Genomic DNA, 19,965 nt, shown 5'->3' with positions numbered 1-19,965 from the left:
TTAGTTATATCAAGCCCAGTCCAAATGGCACAGGAGTTCAATAAGTGCCAAATCAATTAAATATAGCTATTTTTGTTGCTTCAAATTTTAAATGCAGTATGTATAATAATAACAGGGAGCCCCGCGAAAGTAACCAGGTAGTTTTTGGTATCCGCGCGGTTATAGAGGCCATAAAGGCAGGGAAAGAGATTGAATCGTTATACATACAACGGGGCATAGGCGGCGAGCTGCTTAACGAGCTTAGAGCCTTGCTTAACGAGTATCAAATTATTGCCCAACAGGTACCGGTTGAAAAACTGAACCGCATCACCATGAAGAACCATCAGGGTGTGATCGCTTTTATATCACCTATTGTTTATCAAAAAATAGAAGATATTATCCCGCAGATATTTGAAAAGGGGGAGGTGCCGCTAATCCTGGTACTCGATTCGATTACCGACGTGCGCAATATGGGCGCCATAGCCCGTACAGCAGAGTGTAGCGGGGTGCATGCTATTGTAGTGCCTGCAAAAGGTTCCGCGCAGATCAACCCCGATGCTATTAAAACTTCGGCAGGTGCATTATACAAGATCCCGGTTTGCCGTCATGATAATTTTATGCAAACCGTTAGATTTTTGCAGGAGTCGGGCTTACAACTGGTGTGTTGCACCGAAAAAACGCAGGAGTTTATCTATAAACCTGACTACACGGCACCAACAGCCATCATCATGGGATCAGAAGAAGACGGCGTACGCAGCGATATCATTCGTATCGCCGATCATCTGGCTAAAATACCTATGTATGGTGAGATTGAATCTTTAAACGTATCGGTAGCTACAGGGGTAATCTTATATGAGGCAATTAGGCAGCGTTTAAGTTAATAAGCCAGAACTGCAACTATTCAGATGCATCCTATCAAAGAACTCGATCACTTCTATCTCCAACAACCTGAACCTGTACAGGGCTGTTATTTAGCGTTGCGAGACATTATTTTAGCTCAGGATACTTTGATAACTGCAGAGTGGAAATACAAGTTGCCTTTCTTTTATTACAAAGGTAAACCGCTTTGCTACCTATGGACGGATAAGAAAACCAATCATCCCTATTTGGCCATGATGGAAGGCAAGCACATCTATCACCGTGACCTGCATTGTGGAGACAGGGTGAGGATAAAATCTATATCCTTTAATCCAGATCAGAATTTACCTTTAGAAATCATTGTAGGGATACTTCAGCAAGGTTTAGAAGTTTTCAGAACCGGGGTAGTCAAAATTAAGTAACTCGTTATCAGAAATTACAGAATGCCAATGAAGGTTTTCCTATTATCTCCAGCGAACCCGCCAATAAAAAAGCGCCTTGAAACTCAAGGCGCTTTCTAACTTTAAATACCCCTTTAGGGCTTATATGTATTTAGTGCCGAATCGCGCTTTCACATCGCCAACAACTTTTTTGACGTTTTGCTCCTGATCGCGCGGGCAGATCAAAAGGGTATTGTTTGATTCAACTACAATGAAATCATGCAGCCCTTGCAAAATTACCAGCTTATCTTCGGGCACATTAACCATACAGTTCGAGGAATCGTACATGATCACTTTCTCTGATGGGATAACAGCATTACCAACATAATCTTTATCAGCCAACTCATAGATAGATGCCCAGGTACCCAGGTCAGACCATCCAAATTCTGACGGGAGTACGTACACATTGTCGGCCTTCTCCATAATACCGTAGTCGATAGAGATATTGGTGCATTGTAAAAACGCCTGGTTAACATGCGCCTTTTCGTTCTCGGTATTATAATGCGGGCGTGCGTCGGCAAATATCTCGTTCATGTCAGGCAAGTGCTGCTCAAATGCTTTAACAATTGCAGCTGCCGACCATACAAAGATACCCGCGTTCCAAAGGAAATCGCCGCTTTGTATAAAGGTCTTAGCTATCTCGAGCGTAGGTTTTTCTGTAAAGGTTTTTACTTTATGAAAATCACCATCAATGATGTTATCTGTATACTGTATGTAGCCGTAGCCTGTATCAGGGCGAGACGGTTTAATACCCAGGGTTACCAGGCACTGGTGTTGAGTTGCTGTAGCTAACGATTTTTCGATGGTGGCAACAAAGCCCGGCTCATCTAATATCAAGTGATCAGAAGGCGCTACAACAATTGCAGCGTCCGGGTTAATGCTTTGTATCTTGAAACAGCCGTAAGCCACGCAGGGTGCCGTATTGCGCATTACAGGCTCGGTAAGTATTTGGTTAGCGGCCATATCCGGCAGTTGCTCATTAACCAAGCCGGTATATATTTCGTTAGTGACTACAAAAATATTCTCTTTAGGGCATACCTTTAAAAAGCGATCATAGGTTTGCTGAATAAGCGTTTTACCAGTGCCTAATATGTCAATAAACTGTTTCGGGTGCGATGTTCTGCTTATTGGCCAAAAACGGCTTCCGATACCGCCTGCCATTATTATGGCATAATAGTTTTTATTCATGATTAAATAAAGAATTAAGTTGGATATTATCCTTAACAAATGTGGACATAAACCATCAAATATTTGCTATATCAAGCTAATTTTAAAATGTTAAATAACCGCTGCTTATAAAAGAATAATTAAACAAATTGTTTTAACTCCCTCAAATTGTTTTTTGGGCCAAAAAGTTTTTTTAGAATAATCATTTGAGTATAAAATTTTTAAGAAAATCTGTCGTTTATTCATTAATTTTTGTTACTTTAAACTTTTAAACAATTACCACTACCCATAATGATAGAGACTAAAAAGTCGCTTTTTGATAACCTTCAAAATTTTTTCGGATTCGATAATTTCAAGGGAGAGCAAGAAGCGATCATCACCAACATACTGGCAGGTAATGATACTTTTGTTATTATGCCTACAGGTGGTGGTAAATCAATGTGTTACCAATTGCCGGCCTTAATGAGTGAGGGTACTGCCATAGTGATCTCCCCGCTTATTGCTTTAATGAAAAATCAGGTAGACCAATTGCGTGCATTTGGTGGATCTGATAGTATAGCCCATTTTTTGAATTCATCGTTAACAAAAGCCGATACGGTGAGGGTTAAGGATGACGTGTTGAGCGGAAAAACGAAATTGCTTTATGTGGCGCCAGAATCGCTTACCAAACAAGAGAATGTTGATTTTTTACGCTTAAATAATGTTTCGTTTGTTGCGGTTGATGAAGCGCACTGTATATCAGAGTGGGGACACGATTTCAGGCCCGAGTATCGTAAGATCCGCCAGGTGATCAGCAATATTGGAGACAACATTCCTATCATAGCGCTAACAGCTACAGCTACTCCAAAAGTACAGCAAGACATACAGAAAAACCTGCAGATGAATAATGCCATTGTGTATAAATCATCATTTAACAGGGGGAATTTGTTTTATGAGGTGCGTGCCAAGCGCAACGTAATTAAAGAAATCGTAAAATACGTCAAACAAAATCAGGGTAAATCCGGCATTATATATTGCCTTAGCCGTAAAAAGGTTGAAGAAGTTGCCGGAGCACTGGCGCTAAATGGGGTTAAAGCATTGCCATATCATGCGGGGCTTGATCCAAAGGTAAGGGCTGATACGCAGGATAAGTTCCTGATGGAAGATGTTGATGTAATTGTTGCTACCATAGCCTTCGGTATGGGGATTGACAAGCCCGATGTGCGTTACGTGATACACCATGATGTGCCTAAAAGCATGGAAGGCTACTATCAGGAAACCGGCCGTGCCGGTAGGGACGGCGGCGAGGGTGTTTGTGTGGCTTTTTACTCGCAAAAGGATGTAGATAAACTGCAGAAGTTTATGAAAGATAAGCCTGTTGCCGAGCGCGAAATTGGTACCCAGATATTAAAAGAAGTTATTGATTATGCCGAGTCGTCTGTTTGTCGCCGTAAACAATTGCTGCATTATTTTGGCGAGAACTTTAACGAGGCAGGTTGTAATAACATGTGCGATAACTGTTGCGGCTCTAAAACGCATTTCGATGCCGAGGAGCAACTGCATAAAGCGCTTAATTTGATTAAACAAATTGGCGAAAAGTTTGACGATCATTATATCATCAACATATTGATGGGTGTTGAGACACAACAGATCCATAATTACGAGCATCACTTACTGCCGCTTTATGGCACCGGTAAAGACGATGGCGAAATTTTGTGGAACTCGTTACTACGCCAGGCTTTATTAAACAATTATCTATCAAAGGATATAGATCAATATGGCTTATTAAGGCTTACCAAGCTGGGTCACTCTTTCCTTGATAATCCGCATAGCATTCGCTTCATTTTAAATAAAATTATAGAGGTTGCTGATGATGATGACGACACCGACGGCCCTAAACAATCCGGAGGGGCTTTAGACACGCAGCTATTGCAGATGCTTAAAGATCTGCGCAAAAAAATAGCCAAGCAAAAAGGCTTACCGCCATTTGTGTTGTTTCAAGATCCGTCGTTAGAGGAAATGTGTACGCATTACCCTATAACGCAGGAAGAACTGAGACAGATATCGGGTGTAGGTGCGGGTAAGGCTATGAAATTTGGCGCGCCGTTTCTCGATTTGATTACTAAATATGTTGAGGATAATGATATTGACCGCCCGATTGATATGGTGATAAAAAGTGCTGCTAATAAATCGGCTCTTAAAGTTTTCATTATTCAAAATATAGACAGGCACCTTAACCTGGATGATATTGCAGCCTCTAAGGGTTTAAGCTATGAGGAAATATTAAAAGAGGTTGAAACGATAGTAAACTCGGGCACCAAGCTTAACCTTAATTATTACATTGATGAGGTTATTGATGAGGACAAGCAGGAAGAAGTGTTTGACTATTTCCGCACGGCCGAGATAGACTCGATAGATGACGCGCTGGTCGAATTAGGCGCTGATGATTATACCCGCGAGGAAGTGCAACTGATGCGGATAAAATTTATGTCTGAAGTAGGAAACTGACGAATAAGGGAGGATTTAAAATTCTCCCTTTTTTATTGATACTGTTGCCTGTATCTTTATTCATAAACCTTTTCGTTAACCTTCATGAAAACACAAGTCTCGGCCTATAATCTAAAACTGCTTGTTGCTTTTCTATTCTTGCTCTTTTTTTCTGCCGAGGTTATCGCGCAGCAAACAAATACCGAAAAAGATATAATCAGTACTCTTCAACTCAATCGCCTACGAAACGAATCTCCGATACTCTTTATTCATTTCGACAAAAACATATACATACATAACGATCAGGTTTGGTTTACAGGTTATCTCTTTAAATCTGTAGATCTGGAGGTTTATAAAACCCTGTCAATCGCATTAGTAAAAAATGATAGCCGACAGGTAGTTTTAGACAATAAGTACGTAATGAGCAATGGCATAGTACTGGGTAGCACCACCATACCAGACACGCTTACGGCAGGCGAGTACAGCTTCATTGCCTATACTAACAGGCTGTTAAACGGGTTACCTAATGTCCTTTTTACACAAAGGGTGACTATAAAATCTACCACTACAGGCACCTACACTGCTTCCTTAAATCCGTTAGATACATCTGCCACCGCAAGCAAACAAAAGGTGATGTTACTGGTCAATTTTTTGGAGGCTGATAAGCAACCTAACACCATACAGGTAAGCTACTATGTAGGCGATACCAAAAAACCACTGCTTAAAGGCGATTTGAAAACCGAGTTTGGTAAACACATTTTTGAAATACCATCAAGCATATTAACAGCAGGCAATAACAAACTGCATGTTACGGTTAAGCATGAGAAAGAGTTTAAAGAGCTTATTATGGAATTGCCGATAGTGCGCAAGCCAGCCATAGTAAAGTTTTACCCCGAAGGCGGCACGCTGGTGAACAACCTGGAGAGCAATATCGGTTGGGAGGTAACCGATTATAAAGGAAACCCTTTAAAAGCCAGCGCAGTGCTTTTTCAGGATAAAAAGGCCATAGCCAATATAGCTACCAATAGTTATGGTATCAGCAGGTTTTTGTTAAAACCTACGGCTAGCCACAAATATTCGATAAAATTGGTAGGCATTAATAGGAAGGACACAGCTTATGTATTACCTGAAGCAATAAACGAGGGGCCGGTAATTACAATAGCCAATGCCATTGTTAATGATACTTTGATTGCCGTTGTCAAAAGCAACAAGCCTGAACAGCTATATGTTATTGGGCACGACTACAAAGAGATTTATTTTGCCAGCCCGGTAAAGTTAGATACGCTACAAAAACGTATTAAGATCATCTTAAATGATTTGCCAAAGGGCCTTACTCAAATAACTGTTATTGACAGCTTGGGCCGCCCATTTGCTGAGCGACTGATTTTTGCGCATTATAACAGGAGGAGCAAACTTGAGATAAAAACTGATTCGACCAGCTATGGGCAGCGTCAAAAAGTTAGTTTAAAGATAAAGCTAAGTGATATAGGTAAAATGGACAGCGGCCTGGTATCTATCGCTGTGGTAGAACAAAAAAGGCTTGATATTAAAAATCAAAAGGACATTGAAAGCTATTTTTACCTGCATGCCAACCTGGATAATTTGCCGCTTAAAGAAAACTACCTGGGCGAACAGAAATTTGACAAGCAATTTTTAGAGGATATACTATTAGTTAAAGGCTGGAGCAAATATAAATGGCTGGATATGCTAAACCCGTCGCAGGCCGATACGGCGAAATTTGATGATGTGTTTTTTAGGGGAAACGTTACACGTAAGAAAAAGCCCGTGTCAAAATCCCTTCCGTTGATGAGCTTTGGCAATACAAAACGGCCACTTAGTACCGATGATCACGGAGCGTTTGACTTAACATACGCAGACTTGTTAACCCCACCCGATATGATGGTTAGCTACGTTGTTAAAGGCGCGCTGGAGTATGAGTACGAAGTTAATTTAGCCGACCCTTACAAACTACTCAATCAAAAAATTGCCGATAGTATAGAAATAAACAAGCTCAATATAGTAGAGCAGCCAAGTACCCGCGAGACACAGCTGAAGGGTTTAGAACATAGCATCAAGATCAAAGAAGTTCAGATAAAAGCATCTGCTATCAGGAAAGTGCAAGCCAACGCCTGCGGCGATTACATTTGCAGGTTTAATATTTTTAATTGCCCTAACCATCGTTACGAGTCGGATAATAAGTTGCCCGTGGTAGGGCGGAGCTACATGCGGTCGGGCATGAGCACAGTTTACTTAGGGTGCGGCGCTACTGATAACAAATTAGCGCTTAAAGGGATATACCTGCCTAAAAGGTTTTATGTAGAGGATGTTTCTAAGTGGTCGGCTGCCGAACCGCTTTACCTGTCAACTTTATTTTGGAAACATTTGGCCAGGGTACGGTCAGACGAGTATGCAGAGGTGTCATTTTATACCACAGACATTTCTGGCGATTTTAAGATCATTGTGCAGGGCGTAGCAGGTAATGATGTTACCTATGGCGAAAAGACCTTTAAAGTCAGACCGGGTAAATACAAAGCGATACAGTAATCTGTAAAGCCTATTTAGCCATGATCTTGAATTCGGTGCGGCGGTTGCGGGCGCGGTCTTCATCGCTTGTATTTGGCGCAATGGGCTGAGTTTTCCCATAGCCTGCAAAAACCATACGGGCGGGTGGTATTTTACCGGCCAGCAGAAAGTCGTAGACAGACTTTGCCCTGTTTTCTGATAGTTTTTGGTTAAGCTCATCATTACCCACATCATCAGTATGGCCTGATATTTCAATAAACACTGTTGGGTTCTGTCCCAAAAATTCCAGTAGTTTTTGCAGCTCGGCTCGCGACTCAGGCTGCAGATTATATTTGTTGGTATCAAAAAATACGTTCTTCAATATTACCTTATTACCCACCTCAATAGGTTGTAGTAATACGTTTATGTTAAACGGCTTTTTAGAGGTATAATTAATGAGCGAAAAATTCTCAGAGTAAAACAAATATCCTGATCGGGATATGTTTAGACCATAGTTTTTACCGGCGGCCAGTGTCGCCAAAAAGTCCCCTTTATCCGGCGAACTGTAATTCTGGTAAACTGTGCGGTTGCGTTCAAGCGCGATGATTTCTACAGCCGATTCTAACGGTAGTTTTGTTTTTGCGTCGCTTACAAAACCTTTAACATAAGTAACCAGGCGTGGTCTTAGCTCGGCCGGCATTTCAAAGGTGTAAATATCAAAGCCGCCGTAGCCGTCTAATTTATTTGACGAGAAGAAAGCAAAATCACCATTGGCGGTCAGGCTTAGTCCGCTTTCATCGCCATTGGTATTAATAGGCGCCCCCAGGTTTTTAGGCGCTTGCCATTTATTATCGTCAGCTAAGCGGCTAACAAAAAGGTCCTGTCCGCCCATGCCAGGCCACCCATTCGAACAAAAATATAGTGTCCCATCGTCTGGATGTATAAAAGGAGATTGTTCGTTATACGCTGTATTCACGTTAGGTCCAAGGTTTTCTGGCGCGCCCCAGCCTTTTGAACTCAGGGCTGATTTCCATATATCATAACCACCATAACCACCCGCCCGGTTACTAACAAAGTACAGCGTTCGCCCATCAGCACTGATAGAGGGTTGCGACTCCCAGCCACTGGTATTAACCGGCGGACTTAAACTGAAAGGCTTGCCCCAGTCGTCCCCTTTTTTCTGCGTTACGTATATATCGCAGCGCCCGCGACCATCAGGGCGGTTGCAGCCGGTGAAAAACAAAAACTTACCGTCTTGAGATACCGACTCAGAGCCTTCGTTAAAATTAGGTGTGTTGATCTTCTCGCTTAAATAAACAGACTTTTGCCAACCCGCATCGGTCTTGCCGGCTTGATAAAAGTCCTCGTTCTGTTCAATCTGACGGGTGTAAATAATGGTCGTGTTATCAGCTGTTGAAACCGGCGAATATTCGTCAGCCGCGGTGTTAATATTTGGCCCCATGTTAATTGGCTTAAAAGGTACCGGGTGTTGCAAAGCATCAATGGCAAACATGCAATCCTTAATCAATTTTTGGGCGTGTGCCTTGTTAGCTTCAGTAATACCGGTTGTGCTAACGTATTTCTGCAAATGGCCAAGCGCATCGCTGTACATAGCTTCAGCTATCTCCATGCCAGCCACCTTTAGATATATGGCATGGCTGTAACCAGGGTTTATGGCAATTACTTTATGATATTCGTCTACGGCAGCTTTGATGTTTTTTCGCTGCTGAAAAATGTCACCCAACATGGCATGTGCTTCCAGGAATTTAGCATCGGCATCTATCGCTTTTTTAAGGTATGTTATCGCTTCGTCAGGCAAACGGTCATCAAATTTTTGGTTAGCTAGCGCGAAGTTTTTGATAGCGTCTTTGTTATTGGTGCTATAAGGGCTTTGTTGCGCAAATAATTGGCAAACACTAATAATAAATAAAAATAGTAAGACAGCACGCTTCATCCGCATAGGTATAATTGTAGTTCTAATTTACAACTATTACGGGATATTCAGGTATTTGTGTGTCTGCAGCGAAATTTCCCATTTAGGGTTATTCATTACATATTCCACAATAAGCGGTATCATTTCTTTTGATTTCGACCACTCAGGTTGTAAGTACAGTTTGCAGCCTTCGGGCACCAGCGTAGCGTGATGCTCGGCAAATTCAAAGTCTGATTTGTTAAAGATGATGACTTTTAATTCGTGCGCTTTTTGAGCTACCTGCTGCGTAGGGCTCTTAAATTTTTTGGGCGACAGGCATATCCAGTCCCAATGACCAGACAGGGGATAGGCGCCTGATGTTTCTATAAAAGTTTTAATGCCTTTTGCTTGTAGTTGCGCAGTAAGGTAATCAAGATTGTATATCAATGGCTCTCCACCGGTAACAACAACTGCCTTGCCGGGGTATTTTAAAGCATTTTCAGCAATTATATCAGCAGGGGTAAGTGGGTGCAACTCGGCGTCCCAACTTTCTTTAACATCGCACCAATGGCAGCCAACATCGCAGCCGCCAAGGCGAATGAAGTACGCGGCTTTACCGGTATTATATCCTTCTCCCTGTATCGTATAAAACTCTTCCATTAAAGGAAGCAATGTGCCGTCTTCCGGAACCTGGTGTGCCATAATAGGGCGCAAAGGTACGTTTTTGAACGGAAAGGTTAAAGCTGAAAGGGAAACATGAGATTTAAGTGATTTAAACACACTGAATGCGAACGAATAAAAAGCTTTCTCTTTTAGCTTTCGCCTTTAACCTTAATCAACTACATTTGATATACATGAAGAAACTTTACCCATTTGTAATATTCGTTCTACTTACTTGCCTCACCTCCTGTGTTGACATCGTGGAGCAGTATGATTTTAAAGCAGATGGGTCATGCACGGTGGTTTACGATTTTAACATGGGAAGGGCGGTATCGGTTTTTAAAAACCTGGTGTCTGATTCGCTGAAGCAAACGCAGCAGTTTAACATGGTAATGGACACTAGCCTGAGCTTTTTAGCGGTGATGCCGGATAGCGTGAAAAATAAATTGACTGCAGCTGATTTGGCTATGGCCAGCGGAACAGACCTTTCCGTTAAAATGGATCTGAACAAAAGCCTGATGAAAATGAGCGTAACGCACACGGCTCCTACGGCAGAAAAGTTGCAGAGCTATCTTGAAAACCTTTCAAAAATATCGTTAGACCGCGAGTTTGACGCTGTGGTTAAGAATAGTAGGCCTGCCGGCAGTTTCGATGCGCAGCAGCTGGTTGCCGGCCAGGATTATTATGATTTTGAGATCACTCCTAACAAATTTTATCGCGTAGTTAATAAAAGCAAGTTCAACACCTTTTTAAAAAAGACCCAAAGCACGCTTGCAATGGCTAAGGCCATGCTGATAGATATGCCTTACAAGGTTGTACTCAATTTTGCAAAGCCGGTTAAAAAAGTAAACAATGCCAAAGCCGTCGTGTCTGCCGACAGGCGCAGGGTTACGCTCATTACGACGATGGATGAAGCCATCAAAGATCCATCCATCATGAACCTCAAAATAGACTTCTGATGACCTGGTATAAAGTGCCTGACCTGGAATACACCGCCGAGCCGTTTATCAAAAAAGTAAAAGTTAACGGCAAAGACATTGTACTCGTGGGTGCCGATGGCAAGATCAACGCGTTATCATCCACCTGCCCGCATGCCGGTGGCGAATTAAGCGGCGGTTGGTGCAAAGACGGCAAACTTATATGTCCTATTCATCGTTATGCTTACGACATCAACACAGGAAGAGGCAATCCCGGTCAGAACGATTATGTAGATGTTTACCCTGTAGAGATACGGGATGGCGAGATTAACGTTTGGATGATCTCATTTCTTGAAAAACTTAAGCAAGCATTTAAATGAGCATTATAGCAATAGATATTTTAACCAAAGAGTTTTACGACACCATAAGCTTCCGCGACGGCGTTTCGCCAGATTCGACTACTTTATATGACATCTTTCATGGCGATGGTTTACTGATTAATAACAGCAGTGAAACTGCCCTGTTATACACTGCCTTATCGTACGTGCAGAACCTCGAATCGCTGGTAGCAGTAGGAGAAACCAAACAATATATTAGCCTGGAAATAGCTTCAAAAACTGAAATATTTGGAAAGGCCGCCCAGCGAGCAAGTATTTATGAATATACTTTTGCTGACTACGAACCCGAGGTTATGTCACGTGGCATCAACTTTATTCAGTACGTGCAAATTGGCGAAAATTGGTATATCACTTCTATGGTTTGGCATGACGAGAACGAAGATCATCAGATACCCGCAGCGTATTTAAGAAGTAGGGTTTAGCGCCAAGAGACAAGAATTAAAAGAGCCTGGATTAAATATCTCGGCTCTTGTTGCTATAATCTATTGATATACTTCTTTTTTGGCAGAAGCTAAAGTATTCTTTAATAACCCAATGATGGTCATTAATCCGACACCACCCGGTACCGGAGTAATGTATGATGATTTAGGAGCGACACCTTCAAAATCAACATCACCATATAATTTAAAGCCTGACTTGGTAGTGGTTGATGTTTCGCGGTTCATGCCGACATCAATTACAACTACGCCGTCTTTAACCATATCAGCAGTAATGAAGTTCTTTTTACCGATGGCTACAATAAGGATGTCAGCATCAAGCGTGAACTTTTTGATGTCTGGTGTGCGGCTATGGCAAATGGTTACAGTACAGTTACCCGGAGTAGTGTTACGCGCCATTAAAATGCTCATTGGCGAGCCAACAATATTACTGCGACCAACCACCACGCAATGTTTACCCGTGGTGTCTACGCCATACTCCTTCAACATCAAAGTAATACCATAAGGCGTAGCCGGTATAAACGATGGTAAATTCCGCTGCATACGGCCCAGATTGATAGGGTGGAAGCCGTCTACATCTTTACGATGATCAATACGCTCGGTTACCTTTTCCGGGTCGATATGTTTTGGTAAGGGTAACTGAACGATAATGCCATCTATGTCTGCATCAGCATTAAGTTCTTCTACTTTTTTAAGTAATTCTTCCTCGCTAACCGTAGCATCGTAACGCACTAGTGTCGATTTAAAGCCAACGGTCTCGCAGTTTTTAATTTTGCTGGCAACATAGGTTTCGCTGCCCCCATCATTGCCAACTAATACCGCAACCAAATGTGGTTTACGGCCGGTGTCGGCTAGTATCTTGGCGGCTTCGCCAGTTATTTCAACCTTAAGTTTTTCTGATACGTATTTTCCGTCTAAAAGCTGCATTATAGTATGTTTTTTACCCATTGCTCAGGTAAGGGTGGCAATTCAATATCTATGGTTTCTATTTTGTTGATTAATAATGAGTAAATGGAAAACTCTAAGTTTATTGTTTTAATAGATAAGTTTATCTGTTCGTTGCTATTGATCTTTGATATTATGCTTTCGATAGTTTCGTTTCTTTGATTTATCAATCTATTGATCAATATAGCGGACCTCAAACTAGTATTTAAATTAATATGATAAGTCGGCTTTAAATTATCATACACGATCCACTCTCCTCCCGAATACTCCCCTAAATCAATTACTTTCTTAATACCTCTTAAGGTGTAGTAGCTAACTTGGTCGTATTTCATAACTGTTGTTAGTCTAATTTCAGCACCGCCATAAACGCGCTTTGCGGAATCTCCACATTGCCTACCTGGCGCATCCGTTTTTTACCGGCTTTTTGTTTCTCTAATAGCTTACGTTTACGCGATATATCGCCACCGTAACATTTGGCGGTAACATCTTTACGCATAGCTTTTACTGTTTCGCGGGCAATGATCTTGGCACCGATAGATGCCTGTATAATGATCTCAAATTGCTGGCGCGGCAAAAGTTCTTTCAGCTTCTCGCAGATCTTTTTACCAAAGTCATAAGAGTTGCCACGGAAGATCAAAGATGACAGTGCATCTACAGGCTCGGCGTTCAGCTTAATATCTAAACGCACCAGGTCACTTGTGCGGTAGCCTATCTGGTGATAGTCAAACGACGCGTAACCTTTTGATATGGTTTTTAGCTTATCGTAAAAATCAAATACAATCTCGCCCATTGGCATCTCGAAAACCAACTCTACCCGGTCAGACGTCAAGTAAGATTGGTTTTTTATAAAACCACGTTTCTGGATACAAAGCGACATTACCGGCCCAACAAATTCAGACTTGGTAATAATGGTTGCTTTAATGTATGGTTCTTCCACACGGTCAATTTTGCTTGGATCAGGCAAATCAGACGGGTTGTTTACAACAATCTCGTCGCCTTTGGTCGAGTAAGCCAGGTACGATACGTTGGGTACGGTGGTAATCACCGTCATGTTAAACTCGCGCTCTAAGCGCTCCTGGATAATCTCCATGTGCAGCATCCCCAGGAAACCGCAACGGAAACCAAAGCCTAAAGCCGCTGATGACTCCGGTTCAAAAACTAGCGAAGCATCGTTCAACTGTAACTTAGCCATCGACTCGCGCAGCTCTTCGTAATCCTCGGTTTCAACAGGGTAGATGCCCGCAAAAACCATGGGCTTAACCTCTTCAAAACCTTGTATACCCGTGGCGCAAGGGCGGTTAATGGTGGTAATAGTATCACCCACTTTAACCTCGCGGGATTCTTTAATGCCTGATATGATATAACCTACGTCGCCGGTTTTAATGACGTCTTTAGGTAACTGTTTTAATTTAAGCGTACCCACTTCCTCTGCAATGTACTGCTTTTCGGTAGCGAAGAATTTTACTTTGTCGCCTTTGCGGATCTCGCCGTTGGTAACCTTAAAATAAGCTACAATACCACGGAAAGAGTTGTAAACCGAGTCAAATATTAATGCCTGTAAAGGCGCGTCCGGGTCGCCAACAGGGGCTGGTACACGAGCAACAATGGCACGTAAAATATCATGCACGCCCATACCCGTTTTGCCCGATGCGGCTAAAATATCTTCGCGTTTGCAGCCTATCAGTTCTACAATCTGGTCCTTAACCTCTTCTGGCATTGCGCCGGGTAAGTCCATTTTATTCAACACCGGGATGATCTCCAGGTCATTCTCTAAAGCCAGGTAAAGGTTTGATATGGTTTGCGCTTGTATACCTTGTGCAGCATCAACAATAAGCAACGCCCCCTCGCAGGCCGCAATAGAGCGCGACACTTCGTACGAGAAATCCACGTGTCCGGGCGTGTCTATCAGGTTCAGCGTATATTTCTGACCGTCAAGCTCGTAATCCATTTGTATGGCGTGGCTTTTAATGGTGATACCACGTTCGCGCTCAAGGTCCATATCGTCAAGCAATTGGGCCTGGCTTTCGCGCTGGGTAATGGTGTTGGTATATTCTAACAATCGGTCGGCAAGGGTACTCTTACCGTGGTCGATATGCGCTATAATACAAAAGTTACGTATGTGCTTCATTCAGCCGCAAAAATAGGTTTTTTGGGCGATAAATTAGTAAGGTTTAATGGATTTAGCTAACTTGGGTGATAATTCTAAACCTTAGGTTTACCAGCCATGAAAATATTGTTTACCATAGCCATTTTATTGAGCGCTGTTAAAGCTATGGCTTGTATGTGTTCTCCGTTACCCGAATTTAAAACCACGGAAGATCTTAAAATATATGACTTTATTGCTTTAGTTGATATTAAGGAATTAGCACCAATGGCTAATTTTGGTTTGCGTGCTGATGGTGATATCAAGATCAATGTTATTGAATTAGTGAAAGGAAAAGCAACTAATCTGGCGGTAGACCCATCATTTAACTCAAGCTGTGCTTTGTCTTTTAAAGAGGCAGAGCAATGGTTATTTTTTGGCGTGTTGCGTAACAACCGGATTGAAGTTAGTATGTGTACTTATACCATGCGATACAGGCAAGTAAGCGGATTAAGAGAATGGTGGCATTTTAATGGTTTAAAAGAGCTTGACGTGCTAAGGTCAATTTTTAATACGAAGGTCTTGACAGGCAATCGCGCTAAGGTGCTATACCCTAACGGGAAAGTAGAGATCGAACAATCTTTTAAAAACGGCAAACTGAACGGGCTTCGTAAAATATATATGCCCGATGGTAATTTATATATAACTGAGCAATTTAAGAACGGTAAGCGTGTAGGCGAACGTAAAAGCTTTTTTGCGTCGGGCCAATTAAGTCAAGAGACGGTTTATAAAGATGATTGGATATTTAAAAACATCCGCTACCAGTTTGTAAACGATGGTAAGCCAAAAGAATCGGGTATGCACGATATTGAATTGATCGTAAATCCTGAAAAATATCCGGACGAAATAAGAAGATGGACCGATTCGTTGCGCAGTGTAGCCACAAGTATCGCCTTTGAGCAGGTGTTTGCTAACGATGGGAGAAGCTATTCAATAAACCAATACTTTCCTAACAAAAAGATTGCCGGGCAAATCAGCCTTGACTGGAACAAACAAATTTATGAAAGCACAGGTTTTAACGAGGAGGGGAAGGTCGTAATCCACACGATAAGAGATAAAAATGCTGATCAGGAAAAAGAGCAAGAGACCAGACCCGATGGCACGCTTCGAGAATTGAATAATAAATGCCACTTGTGCAGAATTTATTTTGATGCCAGCCGTTTACCAGAAGCAACTCCAGAAAAGATCATAATCCAATAATTTACCAATCATGAAAAAAATATTATTAATAATCGTCCTGCTTACCCCGCTGTTAACCAAAGCACAAGGCTTCTTCGGTACAGCAGTTACAGAATACAAGGCATCAAACGGCGTAACCTATAAATTAGGTGATACAGTGAAGTTAGGCCGTGGAACTAAACCTGACGGTACCTTTTTGTATGTAGAAGACCGGGGTATCATCCCTAATCCGCGGAGTGTGCGTAACCTGCCTAAGGAGTTTGCCAACGTTGGGGCTACGTTAAAAGGCATCCGTAAAATAAAGGTGAATGGCGTTGAAAAATACGTCTTCAGCATAAACCCTGGTGGGCCAATGCGTTACAGTGTTTTTATAGATGACGCTATTGAAGCCTGCGAGGTGAAGCCATGCAAAGCTGCCGATGCTGTACAAACCGTGCCAAGTGCGGCGGGCTCTGTTGCCGACGAGATAAAGAAATTAAAGGCCCTGCTAGATTCGGGCGCGATAACGCAAGCTGAATACGATGCGCAGAAGAAGAAATTGTTAGGTAATTAATAGGATCAGCGCGCGTATTTCTTGCGGTCTGCTTCTGTGAATTTCAGCGGAATCGTCCAAGATGTGGGCAAGAATTCGCCATGTATATAAATACCAGGAAACGGCATTAAACTAAGCACATGCCTAATTTCCTCTTTTGATTGATCATCCAGTATATTGCCGTAAAACCTTATTTCTACAGGTTTGCCAGACAAGCTGGTTGTAAGTCCTACCACGGCTTCCATTTCTGAATTAGGCATTACTTGGATCTTATTCCAGTTAATACTTGAAAAGAGATAGGAAGGTATAGAATCACGCCGCTTGCGGTTTGCAGCCTTTTTGTTGTTAGGATAGTCAAATCGTTTAGTGGTAATAAGCCTGCCATTAACAAAGGTTAGAAGTTTTTCGCCCTCATAAAGTACATTCATAATATCCAGATAGCCAACTCCTCGGCCTATCGGCAACCAAAGCTTTTGCGTTACCCAGTTTGCTTTAACCATTCCATTGGTAACATTAAACAGCTTATTGATATCTGCCGTCGGTTTTCCCTTGGCGCCGTACTCGCTGTAAATGTTAGTGAGGTATAAATTGTTATCAATTATTTTCCATTCAGCATCAAACCCTTGTATATGACAATCAAAACAATTGCCTTCAGCCGCAAATCCAACCAGTTTTGTTAACAAATTAGAAAAGTTTGAGTAAGATTTCAACGGGCTATTATCCCAAATTCTAACCGTATCACCATCAATTACAAATCGATCAGCCCTGACATCAAGCACCGAAAGTAGCATTACAATAAGTGACAAGGTTAACAGCTTCTTCATCGTACCATAAAGTTAGCATAAAACCAAAAGACTTCCAAAGTATAACCCTGAAAGTCTTTTTAGTTTTATGATTACCGGTAGAAGCTATTCGCCTCGTTTCAAGCCGTATTTCTCAATCTTGCTGTAAAGGTGACTACGTTGTATGTCAATGTCGTCGGCAGTTTTTGATACGTTCCAGTTGTTCTTTTCGAGCTTGAATTTAATGTACTCGCGCTCTGCCCAGTCTTTATAATCCTGGAAGTTTTTGAACTGGTTAAAGTCGGTTTGCTGAACGACCGGTGCCGCTGCAGCTCCGGCAGCGCCGCTTGCCGTTGCTGTCGGGTTGGCAAATGACCGCACATCATCCTCGGTAATAGTTTTGTCGCTTAATATGATTAAACGCTCCACCATGTTACGCAGCTCGCGGATGTTACCCGTCCACGGCTGGGCTTTAAGGGCTTCTAAAGCACCGTCTGATATCCTTTTAGCCGGCATGCCGTAGTCGCTGCATATCTCGTCTAAAAAGCTTTGGGTAAGCAGGGCAATATCGTCTTTACGCTCGCTAAGCGATGGTACATGTATCAGTATTACGCTTAAGCGGTGGTAAAGGTCCATACGGAAGTTACCGGCCTCAATCTCTTTAAGCAGGTCTTTGTTGGTTGCCGCTACTACGCGTACATCAACATCAATCTCCTTCTCGCCGCCTACGCGGGTTATCTTGCTCTCCTGTAGTGCGCGCAGCACTTTGGCTTGTGCCGACAGGCTCATGTCGCCTATCTCATCCATAAACAGGGTGCCGCCATTGGCCGACTCAAACTTGCCGATACGCTGCTTTATAGCCGACGTAAATGACCCTTTCTCGTGTCCAAATAGTTCACTTTCAATTAACTCTGACGGGATAGCCGCGCAGTTAACCTCTATAATAGGGCCGTTAGCGCGGTTAGATTTTTCGTGCAGCCAGCGTGCTACCAGCTCTTTACCTGCACCATTGGCACCGGTAACCAGTACCCGCGCGTCGGTTGGAGCAACGCGGTCGATCGTCTCTTTGATCTTTAGGATGCTTTGCGACTCGCCCAGTATCGGCCTGACTTTGGATACTTTGCGTTTAAGTACTTTGGTTTCAACAACCAGGCTACCACGGTCTAACGCGTTACGTACGGTTATCAGCAGGCGGTTAAGATCGGGTGGTTTTGATATAAAGTCGAACGCGCCTTTCTTGCTGGCTTCAACAGCGGTTTCTACCGTGCCGTGGCCCGATATCATGATGAAAGGCAGGTCGGGCTTAATGATAAGGCCCTCTGTAAGCACTTCCATACCATCCATGCGGCTCATTTTAATGTCGCACAGTACCAGGTCGTAGTCGTTTTTACGTATCAGTTCAAGGCCGTCAATGCCGTTGTCAACGTCGTCAACCTCGTAGTCCTCGTATTCCAATATCTCTCGTAGCGTACTGCGGATTGCCCGCTCGTCGTCAATTATCAGGATTTTAGCCATCAGTTAGTTCTATGCTGTATTGTAAGTGTACTAATATAGGATTTGTATAGGAAACTAAACACTTTTTTAAGGTAGATGTTTTGAGTTGGCGTGATTTTTATTTAAAAGATTAGAGAATGAAGTTTAAGCATGCAAGTAATAAAGATCTAAGCAACTGGCGCTGGCGCATACACCAAAGCGTAACCCTGCCAAACCCGTTACCCGTAACAACTTGCAGGATAGCAAAGTGCTCATCAAATTGCGATGGCGCCTTTGCCATTGGCGAAAGCCATACCGACCCGGGCCTGCGTTATTTTAAACAGATCATGCAACGCAGCGGACAGCAAGTACAGGGTGCCAACAATGTTGCCCAGGGCCGTACAATAAAGCCCTACGACTTTTTACTTTGATGCTGAAGGGCGCGGCCTGGAAGCCGACCACTTGCTCCATGATAATAAACAGCAACGCAAACTCACCAGGGAGCGCGTAGCCCGCCTGTACAAAAACAGCTAAAGACTGCGCGGCATCGTTGTCGAACTCGAGATGACTTTCGGTACGTGCAAAGGGTGGTGATCAATTTGGAGTTTGTTGTAAAGTAAAAGTTATCAAATTTACTTGAACCTGATACTTGCGTAGCATAACGCTGTACTCAATGTAACAAGCACCTGCTTGCTTTTAATAAGTAATTAAGCTGAAAGCTAACACAATTTAGGTCGATTTACGCCATGCTTCGACCAGTTTTAATGCTATAGCGGAAAGAGTTAATGTAATACTCAAAATGGAGTTATTAAAGGATAAATACGACAACATTATTGTCGCACCTCAAAGCGTTAAACAAGCATAAATACCTACAACAACTTAAGGCCACACAGTAGAGTTAAAGTGTAAAGAAATCCCAGTATTAACGGCCAATAGTGTAAACTTCTTCAGGACGGGTCACGGATCAAATAAAGCGCCTTTCTAAATACTACTGATTCACTTTGAGTGATTCACTTTATGATTTTCGAACTGTCTATAAAGTTGTAAAGTGCTAAAATGCAACAGGTTTAACTGCTAATGACTTGTCCTGAAATAGGTTTACACATTAAAGTGTAAACGATGAACAAAATTAAAGAAGAAAAGATCATTGAGGATCATTTAAGCGAAGGCATAAG

The 19,965-nt window shown here is 42.4% G+C and carries 17 protein-coding genes; 10 read left to right on the top strand and 7 right to left on the bottom strand.

The window, feature by feature from the left end; all coding sequences use genetic code 11:
- Window positions 1–98 precede the first annotated feature (98 nt).
- The gene (rlmB, locus tag ACFSYC_RS17600; protein WP_377130158.1) at window positions 99–860 is read left to right on the top strand and encodes a 23S rRNA (guanosine(2251)-2'-O)-methyltransferase RlmB; all 762 of its coding nucleotides are present in this window, start codon (window positions 99–101) and stop codon (window positions 858–860) included.
- Between the two features lie 24 nt (window positions 861–884).
- Window positions 885–1,259, top strand: coding sequence for a DUF1801 domain-containing protein (locus ACFSYC_RS17595; RefSeq protein ID WP_377130157.1), 375 nt, complete (start codon window positions 885–887; stop codon window positions 1,257–1,259).
- Between the two features lie 120 nt (window positions 1,260–1,379).
- Here ACFSYC_RS17595 and ACFSYC_RS17590 read toward each other — a convergent pair whose 3' ends face one another.
- Window positions 1,380–2,465: a mannose-1-phosphate guanylyltransferase gene (locus ACFSYC_RS17590; protein ID WP_377130156.1), complete on the bottom strand. Its 1,086-nt coding sequence runs from the start codon at window positions 2,463–2,465 to the stop codon at window positions 1,380–1,382.
- 273 nt (window positions 2,466–2,738) lie between these two features.
- On the opposite strand from ACFSYC_RS17590, the gene recQ reads away from it, so the two are divergent.
- Window positions 2,739–4,931, top strand: a complete 2,193-nt coding sequence (gene recQ, locus ACFSYC_RS17585; protein WP_377130191.1) for a DNA helicase RecQ — start codon at window positions 2,739–2,741, stop codon at window positions 4,929–4,931.
- A gap of 84 nt (window positions 4,932–5,015) precedes the next feature.
- Window positions 5,016–7,454, top strand: coding sequence for a hypothetical protein (locus ACFSYC_RS17580; RefSeq protein WP_377130155.1), 2,439 nt, complete (start codon window positions 5,016–5,018; stop codon window positions 7,452–7,454).
- Window positions 7,455–7,464: 10 nt separating this feature from the next.
- On the opposite strand, the gene ACFSYC_RS17575 is transcribed toward ACFSYC_RS17580, so the two are convergent.
- Window positions 7,465–9,366, bottom strand: a complete 1,902-nt coding sequence (locus tag ACFSYC_RS17575) for an OmpA family protein (protein ID WP_377130154.1) — start codon at window positions 9,364–9,366, stop codon at window positions 7,465–7,467.
- Between the two features lie 36 nt (window positions 9,367–9,402).
- On the bottom strand, window positions 9,403–10,026 hold the full coding sequence (locus ACFSYC_RS17570) for a 7-carboxy-7-deazaguanine synthase QueE (RefSeq protein ID WP_377130153.1): 624 nt from the start codon (window positions 10,024–10,026) through the stop codon (window positions 9,403–9,405).
- Between the two features lie 152 nt (window positions 10,027–10,178).
- On the opposite strand from ACFSYC_RS17570, the gene ACFSYC_RS17565 reads away from it, so the two are divergent.
- The 3 genes from ACFSYC_RS17565 to ACFSYC_RS17555 are packed head-to-tail and all read left to right on the top strand — an operon-like array spanning window position 10,179 to window position 11,721.
- Complete coding sequence (locus tag ACFSYC_RS17565) at window positions 10,179–10,943, top strand: hypothetical protein (protein WP_377130152.1); 765 nt, start codon at window positions 10,179–10,181, stop codon at window positions 10,941–10,943.
- Window positions 10,943–11,281, top strand: a complete 339-nt coding sequence (locus ACFSYC_RS17560) for a Rieske (2Fe-2S) protein (protein WP_377130151.1) — start codon at window positions 10,943–10,945, stop codon at window positions 11,279–11,281. The genes ACFSYC_RS17565 and ACFSYC_RS17560 overlap by 1 nt, the downstream gene beginning before the upstream one ends.
- Entirely contained in the window at window positions 11,278–11,721 is a 444-nt protein-coding gene (locus ACFSYC_RS17555) for a hypothetical protein (RefSeq protein WP_377130150.1), read from the top strand. Before ACFSYC_RS17560 ends, ACFSYC_RS17555 begins: the two co-directional genes overlap by 4 nt.
- Window positions 11,722–11,781: 60 nt before the next feature.
- Here ACFSYC_RS17555 and ACFSYC_RS17550 read toward each other — a convergent pair whose 3' ends face one another.
- Window positions 11,782–12,663 carry a bifunctional 5,10-methylenetetrahydrofolate dehydrogenase/5,10-methenyltetrahydrofolate cyclohydrolase gene (locus ACFSYC_RS17550; RefSeq protein ID WP_377130190.1) on the bottom strand — a complete coding sequence of 294 codons (882 nt, stop codon included), beginning with the start codon at window positions 12,661–12,663 and terminating at the stop codon, window positions 11,782–11,784.
- A 358-nt stretch (window positions 12,664–13,021) separates the two neighbouring features.
- On the bottom strand, window positions 13,022–14,809 hold the full coding sequence (gene lepA / locus ACFSYC_RS17545) for a translation elongation factor 4 (protein ID WP_377130149.1): 1,788 nt from the start codon (window positions 14,807–14,809) through the stop codon (window positions 13,022–13,024).
- Between the two features lie 96 nt (window positions 14,810–14,905).
- On the opposite strand from lepA, the gene ACFSYC_RS17540 reads away from it, so the two are divergent.
- Window positions 14,906–16,024, top strand: coding sequence for a hypothetical protein (locus tag ACFSYC_RS17540; protein WP_377130148.1), 1,119 nt, complete (start codon window positions 14,906–14,908; stop codon window positions 16,022–16,024).
- A 10-nt stretch (window positions 16,025–16,034) separates the two neighbouring features.
- Window positions 16,035–16,556 carry an SHOCT domain-containing protein gene (locus tag ACFSYC_RS17535; RefSeq protein ID WP_377130147.1) on the top strand — a complete coding sequence of 174 codons (522 nt, stop codon included), beginning with the start codon at window positions 16,035–16,037 and terminating at the stop codon, window positions 16,554–16,556.
- A gap of 5 nt (window positions 16,557–16,561) precedes the next feature.
- Here the strand turns inward: ACFSYC_RS17535 and ACFSYC_RS17530 are convergent, their stop codons facing one another.
- Both ACFSYC_RS17530 and ACFSYC_RS17525 read right to left on the bottom strand, forming a co-directional pair.
- Window positions 16,562–17,359, bottom strand: coding sequence for a hypothetical protein (locus tag ACFSYC_RS17530; protein WP_377130146.1), 798 nt, complete (start codon window positions 17,357–17,359; stop codon window positions 16,562–16,564).
- 84 nt (window positions 17,360–17,443) lie between these two features.
- Window positions 17,444–18,832: a sigma-54-dependent transcriptional regulator gene (locus ACFSYC_RS17525; RefSeq protein WP_377130145.1), complete on the bottom strand. Its 1,389-nt coding sequence runs from the start codon at window positions 18,830–18,832 to the stop codon at window positions 17,444–17,446.
- Window positions 18,833–18,948: 116 nt separating this feature from the next.
- Between ACFSYC_RS17525 and ACFSYC_RS17520 the strand changes: the two genes are divergently transcribed.
- Window positions 18,949–19,221 (top strand): hypothetical protein, encoded by a 273-nt coding sequence (locus tag ACFSYC_RS17520; protein ID WP_377130144.1) that lies wholly within the window; start codon window positions 18,949–18,951, stop codon window positions 19,219–19,221.
- Window positions 19,222–19,965 lie beyond the last annotated feature (744 nt).

It is taken from the genome of Mucilaginibacter antarcticus, from assembly GCF_042686155.1.
In the GTDB taxonomy this organism is placed as follows: Bacteria; Bacteroidota; Bacteroidia; order Sphingobacteriales; family Sphingobacteriaceae; genus Mucilaginibacter; species Mucilaginibacter antarcticus.
The sequence above is the reverse complement of the archived record's forward strand: the minus strand, read 5'-3'. Positions and strand labels throughout refer to the sequence as shown.